18 protein-coding genes are annotated in these 20,198 nt (G+C 65.2%); 11 read left to right on the top strand and 7 right to left on the bottom strand.

Going from position 1 to position 20,198, the window contains the following annotated elements:
* Positions 1-7 precede the first annotated feature (7 nt).
* The 8 genes from QX041_RS28695 (at position 8) to QX041_RS28660 (ending at position 8,978) form a co-directional block, all read left to right on the top strand.
* Complete coding sequence (locus QX041_RS28695) at positions 8-805, top strand: ABC transporter ATP-binding protein (protein WP_315734696.1); 798 nt, start codon at positions 8-10, stop codon at positions 803-805.
* On the top strand, positions 802-1,515 hold the full coding sequence (locus QX041_RS28690; RefSeq protein ID WP_316167364.1) for an ABC transporter ATP-binding protein: 714 nt from the start codon (positions 802-804) through the stop codon (positions 1,513-1,515). The genes QX041_RS28695 and QX041_RS28690 overlap by 4 nt, the downstream gene beginning before the upstream one ends.
* A gap of 13 nt (positions 1,516-1,528) precedes the next feature.
* On the top strand, positions 1,529-2,407 hold the full coding sequence (locus tag QX041_RS28685; RefSeq protein WP_315753504.1) for a branched-chain amino acid ABC transporter permease: 879 nt from the start codon (positions 1,529-1,531) through the stop codon (positions 2,405-2,407).
* A gap of 2 nt (positions 2,408-2,409) precedes the next feature.
* Positions 2,410-3,426, top strand: coding sequence for a branched-chain amino acid ABC transporter permease (locus QX041_RS28680; RefSeq protein WP_316167362.1), 1,017 nt, complete (start codon positions 2,410-2,412; stop codon positions 3,424-3,426).
* Positions 3,427-3,436: 10 nt separating this feature from the next.
* Positions 3,437-4,660 (top strand): ABC transporter substrate-binding protein, encoded by a 1,224-nt coding sequence (locus QX041_RS28675; RefSeq protein WP_315734705.1) that lies wholly within the window; start codon positions 3,437-3,439, stop codon positions 4,658-4,660.
* 313 nt (positions 4,661-4,973) lie between these two features.
* Positions 4,974-6,197, top strand: coding sequence for an ABC transporter substrate-binding protein (locus QX041_RS28670; protein WP_316167360.1), 1,224 nt, complete (start codon positions 4,974-4,976; stop codon positions 6,195-6,197).
* 248 nt (positions 6,198-6,445) lie between these two features.
* Positions 6,446-7,669, top strand: a complete 1,224-nt coding sequence (locus QX041_RS28665) for an ABC transporter substrate-binding protein (RefSeq protein WP_316167359.1) — start codon at positions 6,446-6,448, stop codon at positions 7,667-7,669.
* A 28-nt stretch (positions 7,670-7,697) separates the two neighbouring features.
* Positions 7,698-8,978 carry a glycerate kinase gene (locus QX041_RS28660; RefSeq protein WP_316167358.1) on the top strand — a complete coding sequence of 427 codons (1,281 nt, stop codon included), beginning with the start codon at positions 7,698-7,700 and terminating at the stop codon, positions 8,976-8,978.
* 18 nt (positions 8,979-8,996) lie between these two features.
* On the opposite strand, the gene QX041_RS28655 is transcribed toward QX041_RS28660, so the two are convergent.
* Positions 8,997-9,503 carry a MarR family winged helix-turn-helix transcriptional regulator gene (locus QX041_RS28655; RefSeq protein WP_315713766.1) on the bottom strand — a complete coding sequence of 169 codons (507 nt, stop codon included), beginning with the start codon at positions 9,501-9,503 and terminating at the stop codon, positions 8,997-8,999.
* 197 nt (positions 9,504-9,700) lie between these two features.
* On the opposite strand from QX041_RS28655, the gene QX041_RS28650 reads away from it, so the two are divergent.
* Genes QX041_RS28650 through QX041_RS28640 form a run of 3 tightly spaced genes read left to right on the top strand, consistent with a single transcriptional unit; the run spans position 9,701 to position 13,236 of the window.
* Entirely contained in the window at positions 9,701-10,741 is a 1,041-nt protein-coding gene (locus tag QX041_RS28650) for a branched-chain amino acid ABC transporter permease (RefSeq protein WP_315713765.1), read from the top strand.
* A gap of 3 nt (positions 10,742-10,744) precedes the next feature.
* Complete coding sequence (locus QX041_RS28645; protein ID WP_315713764.1) at positions 10,745-12,514, top strand: branched-chain amino acid ABC transporter ATP-binding protein/permease; 1,770 nt, start codon at positions 10,745-10,747, stop codon at positions 12,512-12,514.
* Positions 12,511-13,236: an ABC transporter ATP-binding protein gene (locus QX041_RS28640; RefSeq protein ID WP_315713763.1), complete on the top strand. Its 726-nt coding sequence runs from the start codon at positions 12,511-12,513 to the stop codon at positions 13,234-13,236. The genes QX041_RS28645 and QX041_RS28640 overlap by 4 nt, the downstream gene beginning before the upstream one ends.
* A gap of 29 nt (positions 13,237-13,265) precedes the next feature.
* Here QX041_RS28640 and QX041_RS28635 read toward each other — a convergent pair whose 3' ends face one another.
* The 6 genes from QX041_RS28635 to QX041_RS28610 form a co-directional block, all read right to left on the bottom strand.
* Positions 13,266-14,072, bottom strand: a complete 807-nt coding sequence (locus QX041_RS28635; protein ID WP_315713762.1) for a shikimate dehydrogenase — start codon at positions 14,070-14,072, stop codon at positions 13,266-13,268.
* Positions 14,073-14,167: 95 nt separating this feature from the next.
* Positions 14,168-15,313, bottom strand: coding sequence for an ABC transporter substrate-binding protein (locus QX041_RS28630; RefSeq protein ID WP_315713761.1), 1,146 nt, complete (start codon positions 15,311-15,313; stop codon positions 14,168-14,170).
* A gap of 215 nt (positions 15,314-15,528) precedes the next feature.
* Positions 15,529-15,948, bottom strand: a complete 420-nt coding sequence (locus QX041_RS28625) for a thioesterase family protein (protein WP_315713760.1) — start codon at positions 15,946-15,948, stop codon at positions 15,529-15,531.
* A 258-nt stretch (positions 15,949-16,206) separates the two neighbouring features.
* Positions 16,207-16,971, bottom strand: coding sequence for an SDR family NAD(P)-dependent oxidoreductase (locus QX041_RS28620; RefSeq protein ID WP_315713759.1), 765 nt, complete (start codon positions 16,969-16,971; stop codon positions 16,207-16,209).
* Positions 16,972-16,997: 26 nt separating this feature from the next.
* Positions 16,998-18,899, bottom strand: a complete 1,902-nt coding sequence (locus QX041_RS28615) for a feruloyl-CoA synthase (protein WP_315713758.1) — start codon at positions 18,897-18,899, stop codon at positions 16,998-17,000.
* A gap of 1 nt (position 18,900) precedes the next feature.
* A complete protein-coding gene (locus QX041_RS28610; RefSeq protein ID WP_315714363.1) occupies positions 18,901-19,704 on the bottom strand; it encodes a crotonase/enoyl-CoA hydratase family protein in 804 nt (267 codons plus the stop codon).
* Positions 19,705-20,198 lie beyond the last annotated feature (494 nt).

Genomic DNA, 20,198 nt, shown 5'->3' with positions numbered 1-20,198 from the left:
AGACGAGATGACGCAGGCACAACTCGCCCAGACCAACGATCCGCTGCTCGCCGTCCGCGACGTCAGCGTCGTGTTCGGCGGCATCGTGGCGCTGAACGGCGTCTCGTTCGACATGCGCCAGGGCCAGATCCTCGGCCTCATCGGCCCGAACGGCGCCGGCAAGACCACCCTGTTCAACTGCCTCAGCCGCCTCTATCAGCCGAGCTCCGGCGACATCCTGATGGAAGGCCGCAGCATCCTGAAGCGGCCGCCGCACCGCATCGCCGAGATCGGCATCGGCCGCACCTTCCAGAACGTCGCGCTGTTTCCCAATCTCTCCGTGCTCGACAACGTCCGCGTCGGCACCCACGCGCGCACCTCCAGCGACATCATCTCGGATTCGCTGCGTCTGGCCTGGGTCCGGCGCAGCGAGAATTCCGTCAACACCAAGGTTCACGAGATTCTCGCCTATCTCGACCTCGAGGAGGTCGCGCACAAGACCGTGTCCGGGCTGCCGTTCGGCACCCAGAAGCGCGTCGAGCTGGCGCGCGCGCTCGCCGCCGACCCGAAGATCCTGCTGCTCGACGAGCCCGCCGGCGGCCTCAATCACGAGGAGGTCCATGTGCTGGGCGATCTGATCCGGCGCATCCGCGACGACCGCAAGGTGACCGTGCTGCTGGTCGAGCATCACATGGGACTGGTGATGTCGATCGCCGACCACGTCGTGGCGCTGAATTTCGGCCGCAAGCTCGCCGAGGGCACGCCCGCGCAGGTGCAGGCCGATCCCGACGTCATCAAGGCCTATCTCGGGAGCAAGGATCAATGACGCCGCTGCTCAACGTCAAGGACCTGCGCGCCTATTACGGCCAGGTCCAGGCCCTGCACGGCCTCTCCTTCTCCCTCAACGAAGGCTCGCTGACGACCCTGCTCGGCGCCAACGGCGCGGGCAAGACCACCACCCTGCGCGCCATCTGCAACATGGTGCGCTCGACCGGCTCGATCGAGTTCGAGGGCAAGCCGCTCAACAACAAATCGACCGAGAGCATCGTGCGCTTCGGCATTGCCCATGTGCCGCAGGGCCGCGGCACCTTCACCAACATGACGGTGGAAGAAAACCTGCAGCTCGGCGCCATCACCCGCAGCGACAAGGCCGGCATCGTTGCCGACATCGAGCGGATGTATTCCTACTTCCCGAAGCTGAAGGAGCGCCACACCCAGCAGGCCGGCACCCTGTCCGGCGGCGAGCAGCAGATGCTGGCGGTGGCGCGGGCGTTGATGCTGCGTCCCAGGTTGATGCTGCTCGACGAGCCGTCGTTCGGCCTTGCGCCGCTGGTGGTCCGCGACCTCTTCGGCATCCTCGGCAAGATCAACCGCGAGGAAAAGGTATCGATCCTCGTCGTCGAGCAGAACGCGCAGCTCGCGCTGGAGCTCGCCGACCAGGCCTATGTGATCGAGACCGGCCGCATCGTCATGTCGGGTGTCGCCTCGGACATCGCGAACGACGAGAACGTCCGCAAATCCTATCTGGGCTACTAACGGAGGCGGGACAATGGAGCTGTTCACCAACCAGGTCCTGGCCGGCATTGCGACGGGTGCGATCTACGCCTGCATGGCGCTCGCGGTCGTGATGATCTACCAGGCGATCGACCATCTCAACTTCGCGCAAGGCGAGATGGCGATGTTTTCGACCTTCATCTCCTGGCAGCTGATGCAATGGGGCCTGCCCTACTGGGTTGCCTTCGTGGTGACGCTGGCCTTCTCCTTTGCCGGCGGCATCGCCATCGAGCGCGTGCTGTTCAAGCCGCTCACCAAGGCGCCGATCCTGACCCAGGTCGCGGGCTTCATCGCGCTGTACTCGATCATCAACTCCTTTGCCGGACTGACCTGGGACTTCACCATCAAGCAGTATCCGACACCGTTCGGATCGTCGCCGTTCCTGGGCAGCCAGCTGATCTCGACGCATCAGGCCGGCATGATCGGCATCACCTTGCTGCTGCTGATCGGCCTGTACTTCTTCTTCCAGTACACCAGGGTCGGGCTTGCGATGCGCGCGGCGGCGGCGGTGCCCGAGTCGGCGCGACTGGTCGGCATCAACACGTCCTGGATGATCGCGCTCGGCTGGGGCATGGCGGCGGCGATCGGCTCGATCGCCGGTATGCTGATCGCGCCGGTGGTCTTCCTCGAGCCCAACATGATGGGCGGCGTCCTGATCTACGGGTTCGCCGCGGCCGTGCTCGGCGGCCTCACCAGCCCGTTCGGCGCGGTGCTCGGCGGCTTCCTGGTCGGCATCTTCGAGAATCTCGCCGGAACCTACATCCCGCATGTCGGCAACGAGATGAAGCTGCCGATCGCGCTGGCCCTCATCATCTCCGTCCTGGTCATCAAGCCCGCCGGCCTGTTCGGCCGCAGCATCGTGAAGCGAGTCTGATCATGAGCGCAATCGAGGACATCACATCCCAGGCGCCCGCGGTCGAGGCCGTTCCGAAGCGGGCCATGACCTTGAGCTCCGGTACGACCTTCGTGATCGTGCTGCTGCTCCTGGTGGTGCCGCTGTTCGTCAAGAACTTCATCATCTTCCAGATGACGATGCTCCTGATCTACGGGCTGGCCGTGCTGGCGCTGAACATCCTGACCGGCGGCTCCGGCCAGTTCTCGCTGGGCAACAGCGCGTTTTATGCCGTCGGCGCCTATACGTCGGCGATCCTGATGGAGCAGTACAACGTCAACTACGCGCTGACCCTGCCGGTCGCCGGCGTCATATGCTTCGGCTTCGGCTTCCTGTTCGGCCAGCCGGCGCTGCGGCTGTCAGGTGTCTATCTCGCGCTCGCCACATTCGCGCTCGCCACGGCGATGCCGCAGATCCTCAAGCTCGGCTTCTTCGAGCAATGGACCGGCGGCGTGCAGGGCCTGGTGGTGACCAAGCCGGATGCGCCGTTCGGCTTGCCGATGTCCCAGGACATGTGGCTGTACTACTTCACCCTGGCGATCACGATCGCGATCTACGTGTTCTCGGTCAACCTGCTGCGCTCGCGCTCCGGCCGCGCCTTCATGGCGATCCGCGACAACGAGATCGCGGCCTCCGCCATGGGCATCGACGTCGCGACCTACAAGACGCTGGCGTTCGGCGTCAGCGCCGGCATCACCGGCGTCGCCGGCGGTCTCGGCGCCATCGCGGTGCAGTTCGTGGCGCCCGACAGCTACACCATTACGCTCGCGATTTCGCTGTTCCTCGGCATGGTCGTCGGCGGCGTCGGCTGGCTGCCCGGCTCGTTCGTCGGCGCCGCCTTCATCATCTTCGTCCCCAATATCGCCGAAAGCATTTCGAAGGGCCTGTCCGGCGCGGTGTTCGGCGTGCTGCTGTTCCTCGTCATCTTCCTCGTGCCGCACGGCTCGCGGCAGGTGGCGATGGCGGCGCAGCAGCTGCTCGGCAAACTCAGAAAGAACTAAGGAGGAACTCTTGCAGCTCATTCAACAACTACGAATCGCCGCGCTCGCGACGGCGGTCATCGCCCTCACCTCGGGCGGAGCATTCGCCCAGAAGAAATACGACACCGGCGCCTCCGACACCGAGATCAAGATCGGCAACATCATGCCTTATAGCGGGCCGGCGTCCGCCTACGGCGTGATCGGAAAGACCGAGGAGGCGTATTTCAAGAAGATCAACGCCGAGGGCGGCATCAACGGCCGCAAGATCAACTTCGTCAGCTATGACGACGCCTATTCGCCGCCCAAGGCGGTCGAGCAGGTGCGCAAGCTGGTCGAGAGCGACGAGGTGTTGTTCGTCTTCAATCCGCTCGGCACGCCGTCGAACTCGGCGATCCAAAAATATCTCAACGGCAAGAAGATCCCGCAGCTGTTCGTCGCCACCGGCGCCACCAAGTGGAACGACCCGAAGAACTTCCCGTGGACCATGGGCTGGCAGCCGAGCTACCAGAGCGAGGGCCGCATCTACGCGAAGTACCTGCTCAAGGACAAGCCCGGCGCCAAGATCGGGGTGCTGTTCCAGAACGACGATTTCGGCAAGGACTATCTCAAGGGCCTCAAGGACGGCCTGGGCGACAAGGCCGCGTCCATGATCGTCATGGAAGAGAGCTACGAGACCTCAGAGCCCTCGATCGACGGCCACATCGTCAAGCTCAAGGCCTCGGGCGCCGACGTGTTCTTTAGCGTCACGACGCCCAAATTCGCTGCACAGGCGATCAAGAAGCTCGCCGAGATCGACTGGCATCCGACCCATCTCGTCGTCAACGTGTCGGCCTCCGTCGGCAGCGTGATCAAGCCGGCCGGCTTCGAGAACTCGCAAGGGATTCTTTCGGCCGCCTATGCCAAGGATGCTGCGGATCCGCAGTGGAACGATGATCCCGGCATGAAGAAGTTCTTCGACTTCCTCGCGCAGCACTATCCCGACGCCAACAAGCTCGACAGCTCGACGGTCTATGGCTACGGCGCCGCGCAGACGCTGGTGAAGGTGCTGCAGATGTGCGGTGACGACCTGACCCGCGCCAATGTGATGAAGCAGGCCGCGAGCCTGAAGGACTTCGCGCCCGACACGCTGCTGCCGGGCGTCAAGATCAACACCTCGGCCACCGACTTCGCGCCGATCGAGCAATTGCAGATGATGCGGTTCAAAGGCGAGAAGTGGGAGCTGTTCGGCGAGGCGATCAGCGGCGCCATCGAGTAATCGCGCATCGCCGCAGAAAGCGGTGCCGATCTCCACTGGCCCTCCGCGCTATCGGCGCGGAGGGCTTTTTCATATCTGGATCGGCATCGAGCCAATTATCTCAGGCTGTTCTTGCAGAGCACTCACCCGCGGAGATTGCGCCGATCTCTCGCAGTTGCACATGACATGGACCGCCCAGGCACCGCGAAAACACGGACCGTGCCGTGATGTCGCAACCACCCCGGTGCAGCTCTGCTATAGTTCCGGGCGTAACAAGAGCCTCCATCAAGGCGGCCGCGACACGTCAACCAAACCAACACGGGAGAAACGCACCATGATGATCACGCGAAGGGCCGCCCTCGCCTCGGCCGCCGCCATCGTCCTCGCCTCGAGCTCCGCAATCGCCGCCGACAAGAAGTACGACACCGGCGCCTCCGACACCGAGATCAAGATCGGCAACATCATGCCCTATAGCGGGCCGGCCTCGGCCTACGGCATCATCGGCAAGACGGAAGCGGCCTACTTCAAGAAGATCAACGCCGAGGGAGGCATCAACGGTCGCAAGATCAACTTCATCTCTTATGACGACGCCTATTCGCCGCCAAAGACGGTCGAACAGGCACGCAAGCTGGTCGAGAGCGATGAGGTGCTGTTCATCTTCAATTCGCTGGGCACGCCGCCGAACTCGGCAATCCACAAATACATGAACTCGAAGAAGGTCCCGCAGCTTTTCGTCGCCACCGGCGCCACCAAGTGGAACGATCCGAAGGATTTCCCCTGGACCATGGGCTGGCAGCCCAACTACCAGAGCGAATCCCGAATCTACGCAAAATATCTGCTGAAGGAAAAGCCGGACGCCAAGATCGCTGTGCTTTATCAGAACGATGATTACGGCAAGGACTATCTGAAAGGGCTGAAGGACGGGCTTGGCGCCAAGGCCGCCTCAATGATCGTCATGGAGGAGAGCTACGAGACCGCCGAACCCTCGATCGACAATCACATTGTCAAACTCAAGTCCACGGGCGCCGACGTATTCGTGAACATCACCACGCCGAAATTTGCGGCGCAGGCAATCAAGAAGGTCAAGGAAATCGACTGGAAGACGCTGCATATCCTCAACAACGTCTCCGCCTCCGTCGGCAGCGTCCTGAAGCCGGCTGGCTATGAGAATTCGCAGGACATCATCTCGGCGGCCTATCTGAAGGACGTCTCCGATCCGCAATGGAAGGACGATGCCGGGATGAAGCAATTCCTCGACTTCATGTCCAAGGATTTTCCCGATGGCGACAAGCTCGACGGCGGAACGGTCGTCGGCTACAGCGTCGCGCAGACGCTGGTCCAAGTGCTGAAGCAGTGCGGCGACAACCTCACCCGCGAGAACGTTATGAAGCAGGCCGCATCCCTGCGCAACTTCCGCACCGAGATGCTGCTGCCTGGCATCACGATCAACACCTCGGCGACCGACTTCGCACCCGTCAGCCAGTTGCAGCTGATGCGCTTCAAGGGCGAGAAGTGGGAGCTGTTCGGCGACGTGATCTCCGCCGACGTCGGCGGCTAACGACGGAACGCAGTTGAAACCGCCTCCTGCGGCCTCCCGCCGCAGGCGGCGCTCTCTCCAAGCATCTTTGCTGTCTTTGCCAAGAATTTCTTAAGCTAGGAGTTGAAAGAGAGGCGGTCATGCAGCGGCGGCGGTTACGCCGAGCGCGCGGCTGCGCTATGGGGACTCGTCCGGAGTGAAACGAGTCGCCCGCCTTGCGGGCGGATCCAACAACAAGGCCAAGCTCCAAGGCCGAGAGGAGTCCCCACGTGACCACTGCCCTCACCCGCCGCACCGTCTCCAGCATGCTCGGTCTCGCCCTGGCCGGCGCAGTTGCCGGCAGCGCCCATGCCGACAAGAAATACGACACCGGCGCGAGCGACACCGAGATCAAGATCGGCAATATCGTGCCCTATAGCGGCCCGGCGTCGGCCTATGGCTCGGTCGGCAAGGCGATGACGGCCGTGTTCAAGAAGGTCAATGACGACGGCGGCATCAACGGCCGCAAGATCAACTTCATCTCCTACGACGACGCCTATTCGCCGCCGAAGACGGTCGAGCAGGCGCGCAAGCTCGTCGAGAGCGACGAGGTGCTGTTCCTGTTCGGCGTGCTCGGAACCGCGCCCAATACGGCGATCCAGAAATATCTCAACTCCAAGAAGGTGCCGCAGCTGTTCGTCGCGACCGGCGCCACCAAGTGGAATGAGCCCAAGACATTTCCATGGACCATGGGCTGGCTGCCGAGCTACCAGTCCGAGGCGCGCATCTACGCGAAGTATCTCACCGCGCAGCAGCCCGCCGGCAAGATCGCCGTGCTCTACCAGAACGACGACATGGGCAAGGACTACCTGAAGGGCCTCAAGGACGGGCTCGGTGATGCGTCGCGCCTGGTGCTGGAAGAGAGCTACGAGATCGCCGAACCCACGGTTGAATCGCACATCGTCAAGATGAAGTCGGCCAACCCCGACATCGTCGTGCTGTTCACCACGCCGAAGTCCGGAGCGCAGGCGATCAAGAAGCTCGGCGAGATGAACTGGAAGCCGCTGACCATCATCTCGAACGTCAGTGCCTCCACCGCGGCCGTGATGCGGCCGGCCGGCGTCGAGAACTCGCAAGGGGTGATCTCGGCGGCCTATGCCAAGGACGCGTCCGATCCGCAATGGGCCAACGACCCGGGCCTCGGCGCGTTCAGGGAGCTGCTCGCCAAATATCTGCCGGAGATCAACCCCGTGGATTCGTCGGCGCTGACCGGCTACAACATCGCCACCACGATGGTCGAGGTGCTGAAGCGATGCGGCGACGAACTGACCCGCGCCAATGTCATGAAGCAGGCGGCAGGCCTGAAGCAGTTTGCGCAGGGCGGGCTGTTGCCCGGCATCACGCTGACCACCGGTCCGGACGACTTCCAGCCGATCGAGCAGCTGCAGCTGATGCAGTTCAAGGGCGAGCGCTGGCAGTTGTTCGGCGAGGTCATGAGCGGCGAGCTGAAATAGGCTCTGCACGGCAGATGGGCGGCGCCGCATGACCAGCCGCCGTCCGTTGTTGCGCTCGATCTTCGATGCCGCCGTCGCCGCGGCGCATCCCGACGTCGTGCTGCCGGCATTCCTGCCGGCGGCTCCCAAAGGACGAATCATCTGCCTCGCCGCCGGCAAGGGCGCGGCCGCGATGGCGCTCGCGGCCGAGCGCCATTACCTGGACACGCTCGGGTTCGATCCCGCGAAGCTGACCGGCATCGCAACCACCCGCCACGGCCATGGTGTGCTGACCCGGCGGGTGAAGGTGATCGAGGCCGGACATCCGATGCCGGACGAGGCCGGGCTGAAGGCCGCCGACGAGACGCTGCAATTGGCGGCAACCGCCGAGCCCGGCGACCTGATGCTGGTGCTGCTCTCCGGTGGTGGGTCCGCCAATTGGGTCGCGCCGGTGAACGGTGTCAGCTTCGCGCAGAAGCAGCAGCTGACCCGCGCGCTGCTCCGCTCGGGCGCACCGATCGGCGAAATGAATACGGTCCGCAAGCATCTGTCGCGAATCAAGGGCGGCCGGCTGGCGCGGGCCGGGCAGAAGGCCGAGATCGTGACGCTGGCGATCTCCGACGTGCCGCATGACGATCCCTCGGCGATCGCATCGGGTCCGACGGTGCCCGATCCGACCACGCTGGCCGATGCCCGCGGCATCGTCGCCAAATACAAGCTCGAGGTCGACCCGGCGATCGGTCGGGCGCTCGATGATGCCGCCAATGAGAGCTGCAAGCCCGGCGATGCCGCCTTCGTCCGCGCCTCGTTCGAGCTGATCGCGCGCCCCGCCAGCTCGCTGGAGGCGGCCGTGGCCAGCGTCAAGGCCGCGGGCTACGACGTGCTCGATCTCGGCGCCGATCTCGAGGGTGAGGCCCGCGAGGTCGCGGCCGATCACGCCAAACTGGCGCGCGAGGCCCGCGCGCTCGGCCGCCGCATGGCGATCATTTCCGGCGGCGAGCTCACCGTGACGGTGCGCGGCCAGGGCCGCGGCGGCCCGAACCAGGAATATGCCCTGGCGCTCGCCGACCTCCTCAAGGACATGGAGGGCGTCGCGGCGCTCGCCGGCGACACCGACGGCGCCGATGGCGGCGGCGGCAGCGCCTCCGATCCGGCCGGTGCGCTTGTCGATGCCGAGGTCATCGCCGCGATGCGGGCGCAGGGGCTGGATCCGCAGGCCTATCTCGCCAACAACGACGCCACCGCGTTCTTCGCCGCGACCGGCGGCCTGCTGCAGACCGGACCGACGCTCACCAACGTGAACGACGTCAGGGTCATCCTGGTCGATTGAAGGGCGCGACTGCGTCCTTCAGAACTCCTCCGCGATCTTGGTGAGCATCGCCAGCAGCGCGTCGCGGCCATCCGGGCCCAGCAGCTCGTTGAGCCGCGCCTCGTGCTTCGACACCACCAGCTTCTTGGCGCGGGCCAGCACGGCGCGGCCCTTCTCGGTCAGCATCAGGATGTGCGAGCGCCGGTCGTTGGCCGAACGCACCCGCGCACACAGGTCGCGGCTCTCGAGGCTGTCCAGCAAGGACACGAAGTTCGGCCGCAGGATGCCCAGGGTGTTGGCGATCTCGGTCTGGTTACGGCCCGGATTGGCGTCGAGCAGCAGCAACACCGAGAACTGGGCCGGCGTCAGTTGCAGCGGCGCGACGCAGCGCAGGAAGTCCTCGAACACCTTCAACTGCGCCCGTTTCAGCACATAGCCAAGCAGATCCGACAGCTCGCCGAGCTGGACCGCTTGCGTCTCGTCGGCCGCTACGGCAGCTTCCTTGCGGCTTTCCCTCTTGCTGACGGGCTTGGCGCTATCGGCCATCACGGTCCGCCAAATTCATCGCATTTGCTTCCATCCCTGGTCTCGAATGCCGCAGCCGGAACAGCGGCCTTGAGATTATAATCGATAATTGTTATCCACTATATCAAACACGGGCAGCCCAATTCAACTGCCCAAGACCGGCGGACGGCGCAGGGCGCCGGCCGCGCCCGGTCACCACAGAGGGGGAGCGTCCTGTCTTGAACACAACGATCTTGCTGTTCCTGTTGCAGGACGGCATTACCAATGGCGCGATCTACGCGCTGCTCGGGCTGGCGCTCGTGCTGGTGTTTGCCGTCACCCGGGTGATCCTGATCCCGCAGGGCGAATTCGTCACCTACGGCGCCCTCACCTATGCCTCGCTCGCTGCCGGCCAAATGCCGGGCACCGCGAAGCTCGCCGTCGTGATCGGGCTCGCGGCCTTCGCCTTCGACCTCTACGCCATGCGCAAGACGCTGCACGCGCCGAAGATCGCGCGCACCTTCGGCCTCAACGTCGCCCTCCCTGTCGTCATTCTGCTCGCCAGCATGTGGGCGGCGAACCAGCGCATGCCCGCCGGCGTCAGCCTGGTGCTGTCGCTGCTGATCGTGGCCAGCATCGGCCTGTCGCTCTACCGCATCGTGTTCCAGCCGCTCGCGCACACCTCGGTGCTGGTGCTGCTGATCGCCTCGGTCGGCGTTCACCTCGCACTGCAGGGCCTCGGCCTGCTGTTCTTCGGCGCCGAGGGTCAGCGTGGCCCGACCCTGCTCAATGCCACGGCGACGCTCGGCTCGCTGCGCTTCACCGGGCAGGGCATAGCGGTCTACGGCATCACCATCGCCTTCATCGTCGGCCTCTGGCTGTTCTTCGGCCTGACGCTCTACGGCAAGGCGCTGCGCGCCACCGCCGTCAACCGGCTCGGCGCCCGCCTCGTCGGCATCCGCACCACGCTGTCGGGCCAGATCGCGTTCCTGCTGGCCTCCACCATCGGCGCGCTCTCGGGTATCCTGATCGTCCCGATCACGACGCTCTATTACGACACCGGCTTCCTGATCGGCCTCAAAGGCTTCATCGCCGCGATCATCGGCGGCCTGATCAGCTATCCGCTGACTGCGGTCGCCGCGCTCGTCGTCGGCATCGTCGAGGCGTTCTCCTCGTTCTATGCCTCCAACTTCAAGGAGGTGATCGTCTTCACGCTGCTGATCCCGGTTCTGCTGCTGCGTTCGCTCGCCGCGCCCGCGGTCGAAGAAGAGAAGGATTGAGCCGTGCGCGAGCGTTGGCCTCTCATCGTCTTTGCCGTCATCGTCGCGGCGATCCCGTTCGTCCCGGGCATGCCGCCGTTCTGGATCGTGCTGCTCGACAATATCGGCCTGTCGGCGCTGGTCGCGATGGGGCTGGTGCTGCTGACCGGCGTCGGCGGTCTGACCTCGTTCGGCCAGGCCGCCTTTGTCGGCTTCGGCGCCTACACGACTGCGGTGCTGTCGGCCAATTACGGCGTATCGCCGTGGCTGACCCTGCCGCTGTCGCTGCTGGTGTCCGGCCTCGCCGCCGTTCTGCTCGGCCTCGTCACGGTCAGGCTGTCCGGCCACTATCTGCCGCTCGGCACGCTCGCCTGGGGCCTCGGCCTGTTCTATCTGTTCAGCAAGCTCGCCTTCCTCGGCCGCAACGACGGCATCTCCGGCATCCCGCCGCTGTCGATCGGCAGCCTCAAGATGCTCGATCCCGGCACGATCTATTTCGCGATCTGGGCCGCCGTTCTGATCTCCGCACTGTTGACGATGAACCTGCTGGACTCCCGCACCGGCCGCGCCATTCGCGCGCTGCGCCGCGGCCACATCGCCGCGGAAGCGTTCGGCGTCTATGCACCTCGCGCCAAGCTGCTGGTGTTCATCTATGCCGCCGTGCTCGCCGGCCTCTCGGGCTGGCTCTATGCGCACTTCACCCGCGCCGTGAACCCGACGCCGTTCGGCGCCCAGGCCGGCATCGAATATCTGTTCGTCGCCGTGGTCGGCGGCGCCGGCTATGTCTGGGGCGGCGTGCTCGGCGCGGCGATCGTCGTCGTGCTGAAAGAGGTGCTGCAAAGCTACCTCCCGCTGCTGCTGCATGGCGAGGGCCAGCTCGAGACCATCGTGTTCGGCATTCTCCTCGTCACGCTTCTCCAGCTCGCCCCGACCGGCCTGTGGCCGTGGCTGACGGCGCGGCTGCCGTTCAAGCCGGTTGCCAAGCAGCCGGACACGTCGGTCAAACTGCCGGCGCGGGAGCGATCTGCGACGACTCCAAACGTGCTGCTCCAGGTCGACAACGCGCGTAAGCAGTTCGGCGGCGTGGTCGCGGTCAACAACGTCTCGTTCGACGTCCAGTCCCGCGAGATCGTCGCGCTGATCGGCCCGAACGGCGCCGGCAAGAGCACGACCTTCAACCTGATCACCGGCGTGCTGCCGCCGACCTCCGGCAACATCTCGGTGCTCGGCAAGGCCGTCGGCAACGCCCCGCCGCAGGACGTCGTCAAGCTCGGCATTTCCCGTACCTTCCAGCACGTGAAGCTGGTGCCGGACATGACGGTGCTCGAGAACGTCGCGATCGGCGCGCATCTGCGCGGCCATTCCAACGCGCTCACGAGCATGTTCCGGCTCGATCGCGGCGACGAAGCCAAGCTGCTCGCGGAAGCCGCGCGGCAGATCGAGCGCGTCGGGCTCGGCGACCAGATGCACCAGCTTGCCGGCTCGTTGTCTCTCGGCCAGCAGCGCATCGTCGAGATCGCCCGCGCGCTGTGCGTGGATCCGATGCTGCTGCTGCTCGACGAGCCGGCCGCCGGCCTGCGCCACATGGAGAAGCAACGCCTCGGCGCGCTGCTGCGCGACCTCCGCGCCGGCGGCATGTCGGTGCTGCTGGTCGAACACGACATGGGATTTGTCATGGACCTCGCCGACCGCATCGTGGTGCTCGATTTCGGCACCAAGATCGCCGAGGGCACACCTGCCGCGATCAAGACCAATCCGGAGGTCATCAAGGCGTATCTCGGAGCCACCGCATGAGCACGCTGCTGGAAGTCACCGACGCCCATGTCTCCTACGGCAAGGTCGAGGCGGTCCGCTCGGTCTCGCTCACCGTGGCCGAGAACGAGATCGTCACCATCATCGGCGCCAATGGCGCCGGCAAGACCACGCTGCTCAGTGCCATCATGGGCGTGTTTCCGCTGAAGGGTCGCGTCTCCTTCCTGGGCGAGGACATGGCCCGGCTGGAGATCGAGGACCGCGTCGCGCGCGGTCTCTGTCTGGTGCCGGAGCATCGCGAGCTGTTCGCCACCATGAACGTCGAGGACAATCTGCAGCTCGGCGCTTTCAGAATGTCGAAGGCCCACGCCGCACGCGGCTTCGAGCACGTCTACACGCTGTTTCCGAAGCTCAAGGAGCGGCGCAAGCAGCTCGCCGGCACGCTCTCCGGCGGCGAGCAGCAGATGCTGGCGATGGGGCGCGCGCTGATGGGCGCGCCAAAGATGCTGATGCTGGACGAGCCCAGCCTTGGCCTGGCGCCGATCATCGTCGCCGGCATCTTCGAAATCGTCGCCAAGCTGCGCCAGGAAGGCGTCTCGGTGCTGCTGGTCGAGCAGAACGCCAAGGCCGCGCTCAAGGTCGCCGACCGCGCCTATGTCATGGAGCTCGGCGAGTTCGTGCTTAACGGCAAGGCCAGCGAGATCGCCACCGACGAGCGCGTGGCGGCGAGCTATCTCGGCTTTGCCGAGGCGGCCGCGAGCTGAGCCCGATGTCGATGGGGTGAGGCGCTGCTTCAGGAGGGCGCCTCCTTCGACAGCAGGAAATCGACCATCACGCGCTCCAGCGCCCGGTACATGTCGGTGCCGGTCGCCGTCAGGCAGCCGCGCTGGCGCGCAGCGGCGATGAAGGGCGAGACCTCGGGCCGGGTGATGACACAGCCGCAATAGGCCGACGGGCTGACGGTCGTCATGTCGACCGGCAGAGGATCGCCGGGCTGCATGCCTGCCGGCGTGGCGTTGGCAACCATGTCGAAGCCTGTTGCGTTCATCGAGCCGACAACGGCGCGGCCTTTGCCCCGCTCGTTGAGGCGCGCGATCAGCACATCGCGGCGTCCGGCATCGCTGTCGTGAATGGCAAGCTCGCGCACGCCGGAATCGATCAGCGCCAAAGCGATTGCCGAGCCCGCACCGCCCGCGCCAATCTGTAGCGCGCGGCAGCCTGCAGCATCGAAGCTCGCCCCCTTCGCAGCGCCGATGAAGCCAAGGCCGTCGACCATGTCGCCATGCCAACGGCCGTCAGGACCACGCCGCATCAGATTCACGGCGCCGATGAAATGCGCGCGCTCCGTGGCCGTCGCACAGGCGCGGTAGCAGGCGAATTTGTGCGGGATGGTCGCGACGATGCCGTCGAGATTCTTCACCCGTGTCATCGTCGCCAGGAAGTCAGTCAGGTCGCGCGGCGCGACTTGGACCGCAACCAGGATCGCATAGCTGCCGCGCTCCGAGAACGCCTGGCTGACGCCGGCCGGCGCGCGCACCTGCGCGACGGGATCGCCGATGATGATGTGGAGCCGCGTGGCTCCGGTGGGGGCGGGAATCATGGTAGGCTCCCAAAACGACAAAGATCATCGTCCAAATGGCCGAAAGGCCGGCTCACCGAGCCGGCCTTCCTCACTCGAAGATATCGTCCGTCCAGTTACTTCGCCGGGACGTATTTGCCATCCTTCACCGTCAGGATGATGCGGGCGCGGTCGTCGAGGCCGGAGCGGTCCTTTTCGGTGAAGTTGTAGACGCCCTGCGAGGCCGCCAGATCCTTCTCGGTCAGCAGCGCCTGGCGGATGGCCTCGCGGAACTCCGGCGTGCCGGGCTTGGCAGTCTTCAGCGCCACCGGGATGATGCGCTTGAGGATCTCGAACGCGTCGAACGAATGGCCGGCGAACTGGCTGCGGCTGTTCGGGCCATACTTGCCCTCATACGCCTTGTTCAGCTCCATGCCCGGCTTCTTGGTCAGCGCGCTGTCGTCCTGCGTCTCCGGCGACATCACCGGACCGGACGCCATGATCACCCCCTCCGCCGCCTTGCCGGCGATACGGATGAAGTCCATGCTCGCGGCGCCATGGGTCTGATAGATCAGGCCGGTGTAGCCACGCTCGCGCAGCTCGGTCTGCGGCAACGCCGCGGCGGTGCCGGAGGCGCCGACCAGGATGGCGTCCGGATTGGCGGCGACCAGCTTCAGCACCTGGCCGGTGACCGAGGTGTCGGGACGCGCAAAGCGTTCCTCGTCGGCGATGGTGATGCCCATCGGCACAGCCTGATTCTTCAGATCGTTGAACCAGAGGTCGCCGTAGGAGTCGGAGTAGCCGATATAGCCGACGGTCTTGATGTTGTGCGCCTTCATGTGCTCGTACAGCACCTTGCCCATGATCGGCACCGGCTGCGGCATCACAACCGACCATTTCATCCGCTCCGGCGTGACCGGGAACGGCGCCAGGCCGAAATGCGGAATGCCGGCCTCGTTGGCGACGTTGGACACCGCGATGGTCGGCGGCGTCAGCGCCGAGCCCATGATGATATCGGCCTTCGATTCCGTCACGAAGCGACGGGCGTTGGTCGTGGCCGTGGTCGGATCGCCGCCGTCGTCGAGCACGATCACCTTGAGCGGCACGCCGCCGATCTCCTTCGGCACGAACTCGAGCGCATTGCGCTCGGGAATGCCGAGCGCCGCGCCCGGCCCCGTCGTCGTCGTGGTGATGCCGATGGTGATCTCGCTGGTCTGCGCCAGCGCCGGCGCTGATGCCAGCATCGCGATGACGCCAGCCGCCGCCAGATAGGCCTTCCTCATAAAATCCTCCCTCAATCTTTTCGGTTCAGCTCGTGATCCGCCGATCCTGTTTGCAGTCCCGCCCCCTGTCTGGGGCATCTTCCAACACGACCGGCCGATATGTGTCCAAACGTGATCATAGCATTGAACACGAGAAGATCACTCCTCACCAGTCGACCAAAGCACGACAGCTGAACATCCTTAAGACGGCCGCATGTCGCACCCATTTCCGCGCCTCATTCCCCGAGAAACTTGGCTCGCATCTCCTCCGGGAAAGGTGCCGATTTCAGCTTCTCCGGGTCGGCCGGATCGCGCCCGACCAGCACCCGGGTCTCGAACCCTTCGATGGCCAGCGCCTCACCCTTGAACACCTTGTGGGTGACGTCGAAGGACGAGCGCTTGATGCTCTCGATCCGGCTCTCGATCGTGATCCAGTCGCCATAGGTCGAGGGGATGTAGAACTTGGCGCGGGTGTCGACCATGGGGATGCCGACCAGGCCGTAGCGACGGACGATGTCCTGCTTGGAGAACCCGGCCGCCTCGAACATGACCGAGGTCGCATCGTCGAACATCGCGAAATAGCGCGGGTAGTAGACGATGTTGGCGGGATCGCAGTCGCCCCACTGGATCTGCACGTCGCGGCGGTGAACGAACATGTCTTGAAAGCCTCACACCATCGCCGATAGCGATCTGTAGAGTGGGCAACGGCGCGCAGCGCCTTGCCCACCATTTTCAGCGGCGGTGGGCACGCTACGCTTTGCCCACCCTCCGTTTCTCTACGTCGTCATTCCGGGGCGCGCGGAGCGCGAGCCCGGAATCCATCTCTCAGCAGTGCTAGACGCCGAATGGATTCCGGGCCCGACGCTGGCGCGTCGTCCCGGAATGACAACCACGTGGACGTCGGCGCGCGGCACTTACTTCGGCGCCATGCGCAGCGAGCCGTCGAGGCGAACGACTTCGCCGTTGAGGTAGGCGTTCTCGACCATGTGCAGCGCCAGCGCGGCGAACTCATCGGCGTGACCGAGGCGGCGAGGGAACGGGATCGCGGCGGCGAGCGAGTCCTGGGCCTCCTGCGGCAGGTTGGCGAGCAGCGGCGTCAGGAACAGGCCGGGCGCAATGGTCAGCACGCGGATGCCGAACTGCGCGAGCTCGCGCGCGATCGGCAGGGTCATGCCGACGATGCCGCCCTTGGAGGCGGAATAGGCCGACTGTCCGATTTGGCCGTCATAGGCGGCGACCGACGCGGTATTGATGACGACGCCGCGCTCACCGGTCGCCTGCGGCTCCAGCTTGGTCATGCCGTTGGTGACCAGACGCAGCATGTTGAACGAGCCGATCAGGTTGACCTTGATGACCTTCTCGAAATCGGCCAGCGGCATCGGACCGTCGCGGCCGACGACGCGCTTGGCGACCCCGATGCCGGCGCAGTTCACCAGCACGCGCGGCTGCTGGCCGAGCGCCTCGACGGCCTTGGCAACAGCCGCTTCCGCGCCGGCGGCGTCCGAGACGTCGCAGACCACCGGCACGCCCTTGATCTCGGCCGCGACCTCGTCCGCCAGCTTGGCGTTGAGATCGAACACCGCGACCTTGGCGCCCTGCGCAGCGAGCTTGCGGGCGGTGGCGGCCCCGAGGCCGGAAGCGCCGCCGGTGACGATGGCGGCCTGGTCCTTCAACAACATTGTCGTTTCTCCCTTGGATGCGTCGATCAGCCGGCGATGATGATGTCGTCGTCCGGCGTCGCGGCGTAGATGCGTTCGATCAGGTCCTTGCGGTTCTCCAGCACGGCGCGCTGGTTGATCGATCCCTTGTCGGTGACCTCGCCCTTGTCGATCGACAGCGGCACGCCGAGCAGGACGGCGCGCGTGATGCGCGTCGACGAGCCGGTCGCGGTCTGCAGGAATTTTGCGAAGCGCTGACGGAAGGCCTCGATGATCAGCGGATCGGCCGCCGTGGCGGCGAGGTCGTCGAACGGCAAGGTCGCGTTGATCAGGCGGCAACCATCGAGATCGAGCACGACGATTGCTGCGATCTCGTCGCGGTTGATGCCGGCGATGATCACATCGCGCGCCAGCGGCGCGCACGCAGCCACGAAGCGGGCCCGCAACGGGCCGACGGAAACCCAGGTGCCGCTCGCCAGCTTGAAGTCCTCGGCAACACGGCCGTCAAAATCGAAGCCGGCATTGAAGTCGTCGGGATCGACGGGCTTCAGCGCGTCGCCCATCTTGTAGTAGCCTTCGTCATCAAAGGCCGCGGCCGAGACCTCCGGCAGGCGCCAATAGCCCGGCGTCACGTTCGGCCCCTTGGCGCGCACTTCCATCTTGCCGTTGTTGGGAACGAGCTTGGCCTCGTTGCCGGAGACGGGCAGGCCGACATGGCCGGAGCGGCTGGTGCGCGGATTGACCGACATGAAGAACGGTGCGGTCTCGGTGGAGCCGAGGCCCGTCAGCATCGGCACACGAGTGCCCGTCTCGGCCACCGAGAGCTCGTCGAGCTCGTTCCAGACATGCGGCGCCAGTGCGGCGCCGGAGAAGAACATCGCGTGCAGCCGCTGGAAGAAGGACTTCCGCAGCGCCGGGTCCTCGCGGAAATAGGGCAGCAGCGACTCGTAGCCCTTGGGGACGTTGAAATAGACCGTCGGCGAGATCTCGCGCAGGTTTCGCACGGTCTCCTCGATGCCGCCTGGCACCGGCTTGCCCTGGTCGAGATACATCGAGCCGCCGTTGAACAGGGTCAGGCCGATGTTGTGGTTGCCGCCGAATGTGTGATTCCAGGGCAGCCAGTCGATGATCACGGGCGGCTCGTCCTTGAGGAAGGCGAGCGTCTCGCGGATCATCACCTGGTTGGCGCAGATCATCCGCTGGGTGTTGATCACGGCCTTCGGATTGCCGGTCGAGCCCGAGGTCAGCAGGAATTTCGCGATCGTGTCCGGACCGATCTTGTCATGGGCGGCGTCGAGGCCAGGAAACAGCGGCGATGCGATCAGATCGGCGAGCATCGTGATCTTGCGGCCCGGCACCGAGCCGAACGACGCCACGATCTCGGTGCCTTCGGGTACGTTGGCGATGAGCGCGTCGGCGAACTTGTCGGCGTCGTCGACGAAGACGAGGCCCGGCGTCAGCAGCTTCATCAGGTAGGCGAGCTTGCCGTAGTCGCGCGACACCAGCGAATAGGCCGGCGACACCGGACAGAACGGCACGCCGGCATAGAGCGCGCCGAACGCGACCAGCGCATGGTCGATCGAATTGCCCGACAGGATCATGACCGGCCGGTTCGGCGACAGCCCGCGCGCGAGCAGCCCCGACGCGATGTGCCGGCTCGCCGCCAGCAGCGTGGCATAGGTCAGCTCGCGCCAGCCCTCCGGGCCAACGCGCTCGGCCATGAACACGCGCTCAGGCGTGGCTTTGGCGAAGTGATGCAGCCGGTCGGTGATCCGCGGCGGATAGTCGCCGAGCGGCTGCTTCGGACGGAGATAGATGGTGCCGTCGTCTCGGCGGTCGACCGTGACGGCCGGGTCATTGAACGAGATCGCGCGCAACGGATGAACACTGGCGCTGCGCGCCGTGTCGTCCGTTCCTCCCTGTGTGCTTGTTATTGTTTGTGCGGTCATGTCACGTCGGCTTCACTTTGGCGGTCTTGTGATCGAGGAAGGCGCGGATGCGATTCTTGGCCTCCTTGTCGCTCTGCGCGACGGTGGCCATCAGCGATTCCATCAGCAGGCCGGTCTGCGGATTGGCCTCGGCGATCATCGGCAGCGCCTGCAGCACCGCGAAATTCGTCAGCGGCGCGTTGTTCGCGATCTTCGCCGCCAGCTCCATCGCCTTGGTCATCGAGGCGCCGGCCTCGACCAGATATTGCGCGAAGCCGTAGGACGAGCCTTCGGTCGCCGAATAGACCCGGCCGGTCAGCATCATGTCCATCATGCGGGCGACGCCGATCAGGCGCGGCAGCCGCACCGAGCCGCCGCCACCGACGAAGATGCCGCGCTGGCCCTCGGGCAGCGCGAAGTAAGCCGACGGCTCGGCAACACGGATATGCGCGGCGCAGGCGAGCTCGAGACCGCCGCCGATGACGGCCCCCTTCAATGCGGCGATCACCGGCACGCGGCAATACTGGATGCGGTCGAACACGCGATGCCACATCTGCGAGTGCACCAGGCCTTCGGTGGCGTCACGTTCGCGCAGCTCCGAGAGATCGAGGCCGGAGGAGAAATTGTCGCCAATCCCGTGGATCACGATGCAGCGGACGTCGTCAGGCAGGCTGGTGAAGCACTCGCCGATGGCGAGGATGATGCCGTCATTCAGCGCGTTGCGCTTGGCCGGGCGGTTGAGCCCGATCGTCAGGACGGCGCCCTGCTGTTCGATCTGCAGCAGAGACGAATCCCCCGCAGGCGTGGCGGTGTCGGCGTTTCCCATGGGCTCTATTGTGTCCTGTTCAGAATAGTTATGTTTTATAACGATCTTCGCGGGAGTCAACAAGCGGCGCCCGACATCATGTTGTGCAATGCAAAAGAACAAGCCGCCGAGGGGCTCGGTCGCGCAGCATCGTAAGGCCCGCCTGCGCGCAAAGGCAAATGACATGATCCGGCATTCCCGCGGCGAAATCACGCCCGGGGCTTGCTGATATTCTTCACCCTCCGGTGCGGAGGGCGCAGGGAAGGCCAGGCGCCGGCTGACGCCTGCGGCCCGCCTGCGAGAAAAATGCAGGCGGCAGGTACCACAGGTGTAGCCGGGAACGCCCGGCCTTCCCTGCGCGATGGTCTTCACGCTTATACGCAGTCTCCCTGGTGCACCGGCTTGTTGGCCACCATGATCCGCGCGGCGCGTTGGCGCCATCGCGAACGTAACACCGGCAACGGGGTGTCAGGACGCTGCGACTTCACGTCCGCGTCACGTCGTTCGTCCGCGCG

Origin of the sequence: Bradyrhizobium sp. SZCCHNRI2009 (assembly GCF_032485115.1) — a bacterium.
In the GTDB taxonomy this organism is placed as follows: domain Bacteria; phylum Pseudomonadota; class Alphaproteobacteria; order Rhizobiales; family Xanthobacteraceae; genus Bradyrhizobium.
The sequence above is the reverse complement of the archived record's forward strand: the minus strand, read 5'-3'. Positions and strand labels throughout refer to the sequence as shown.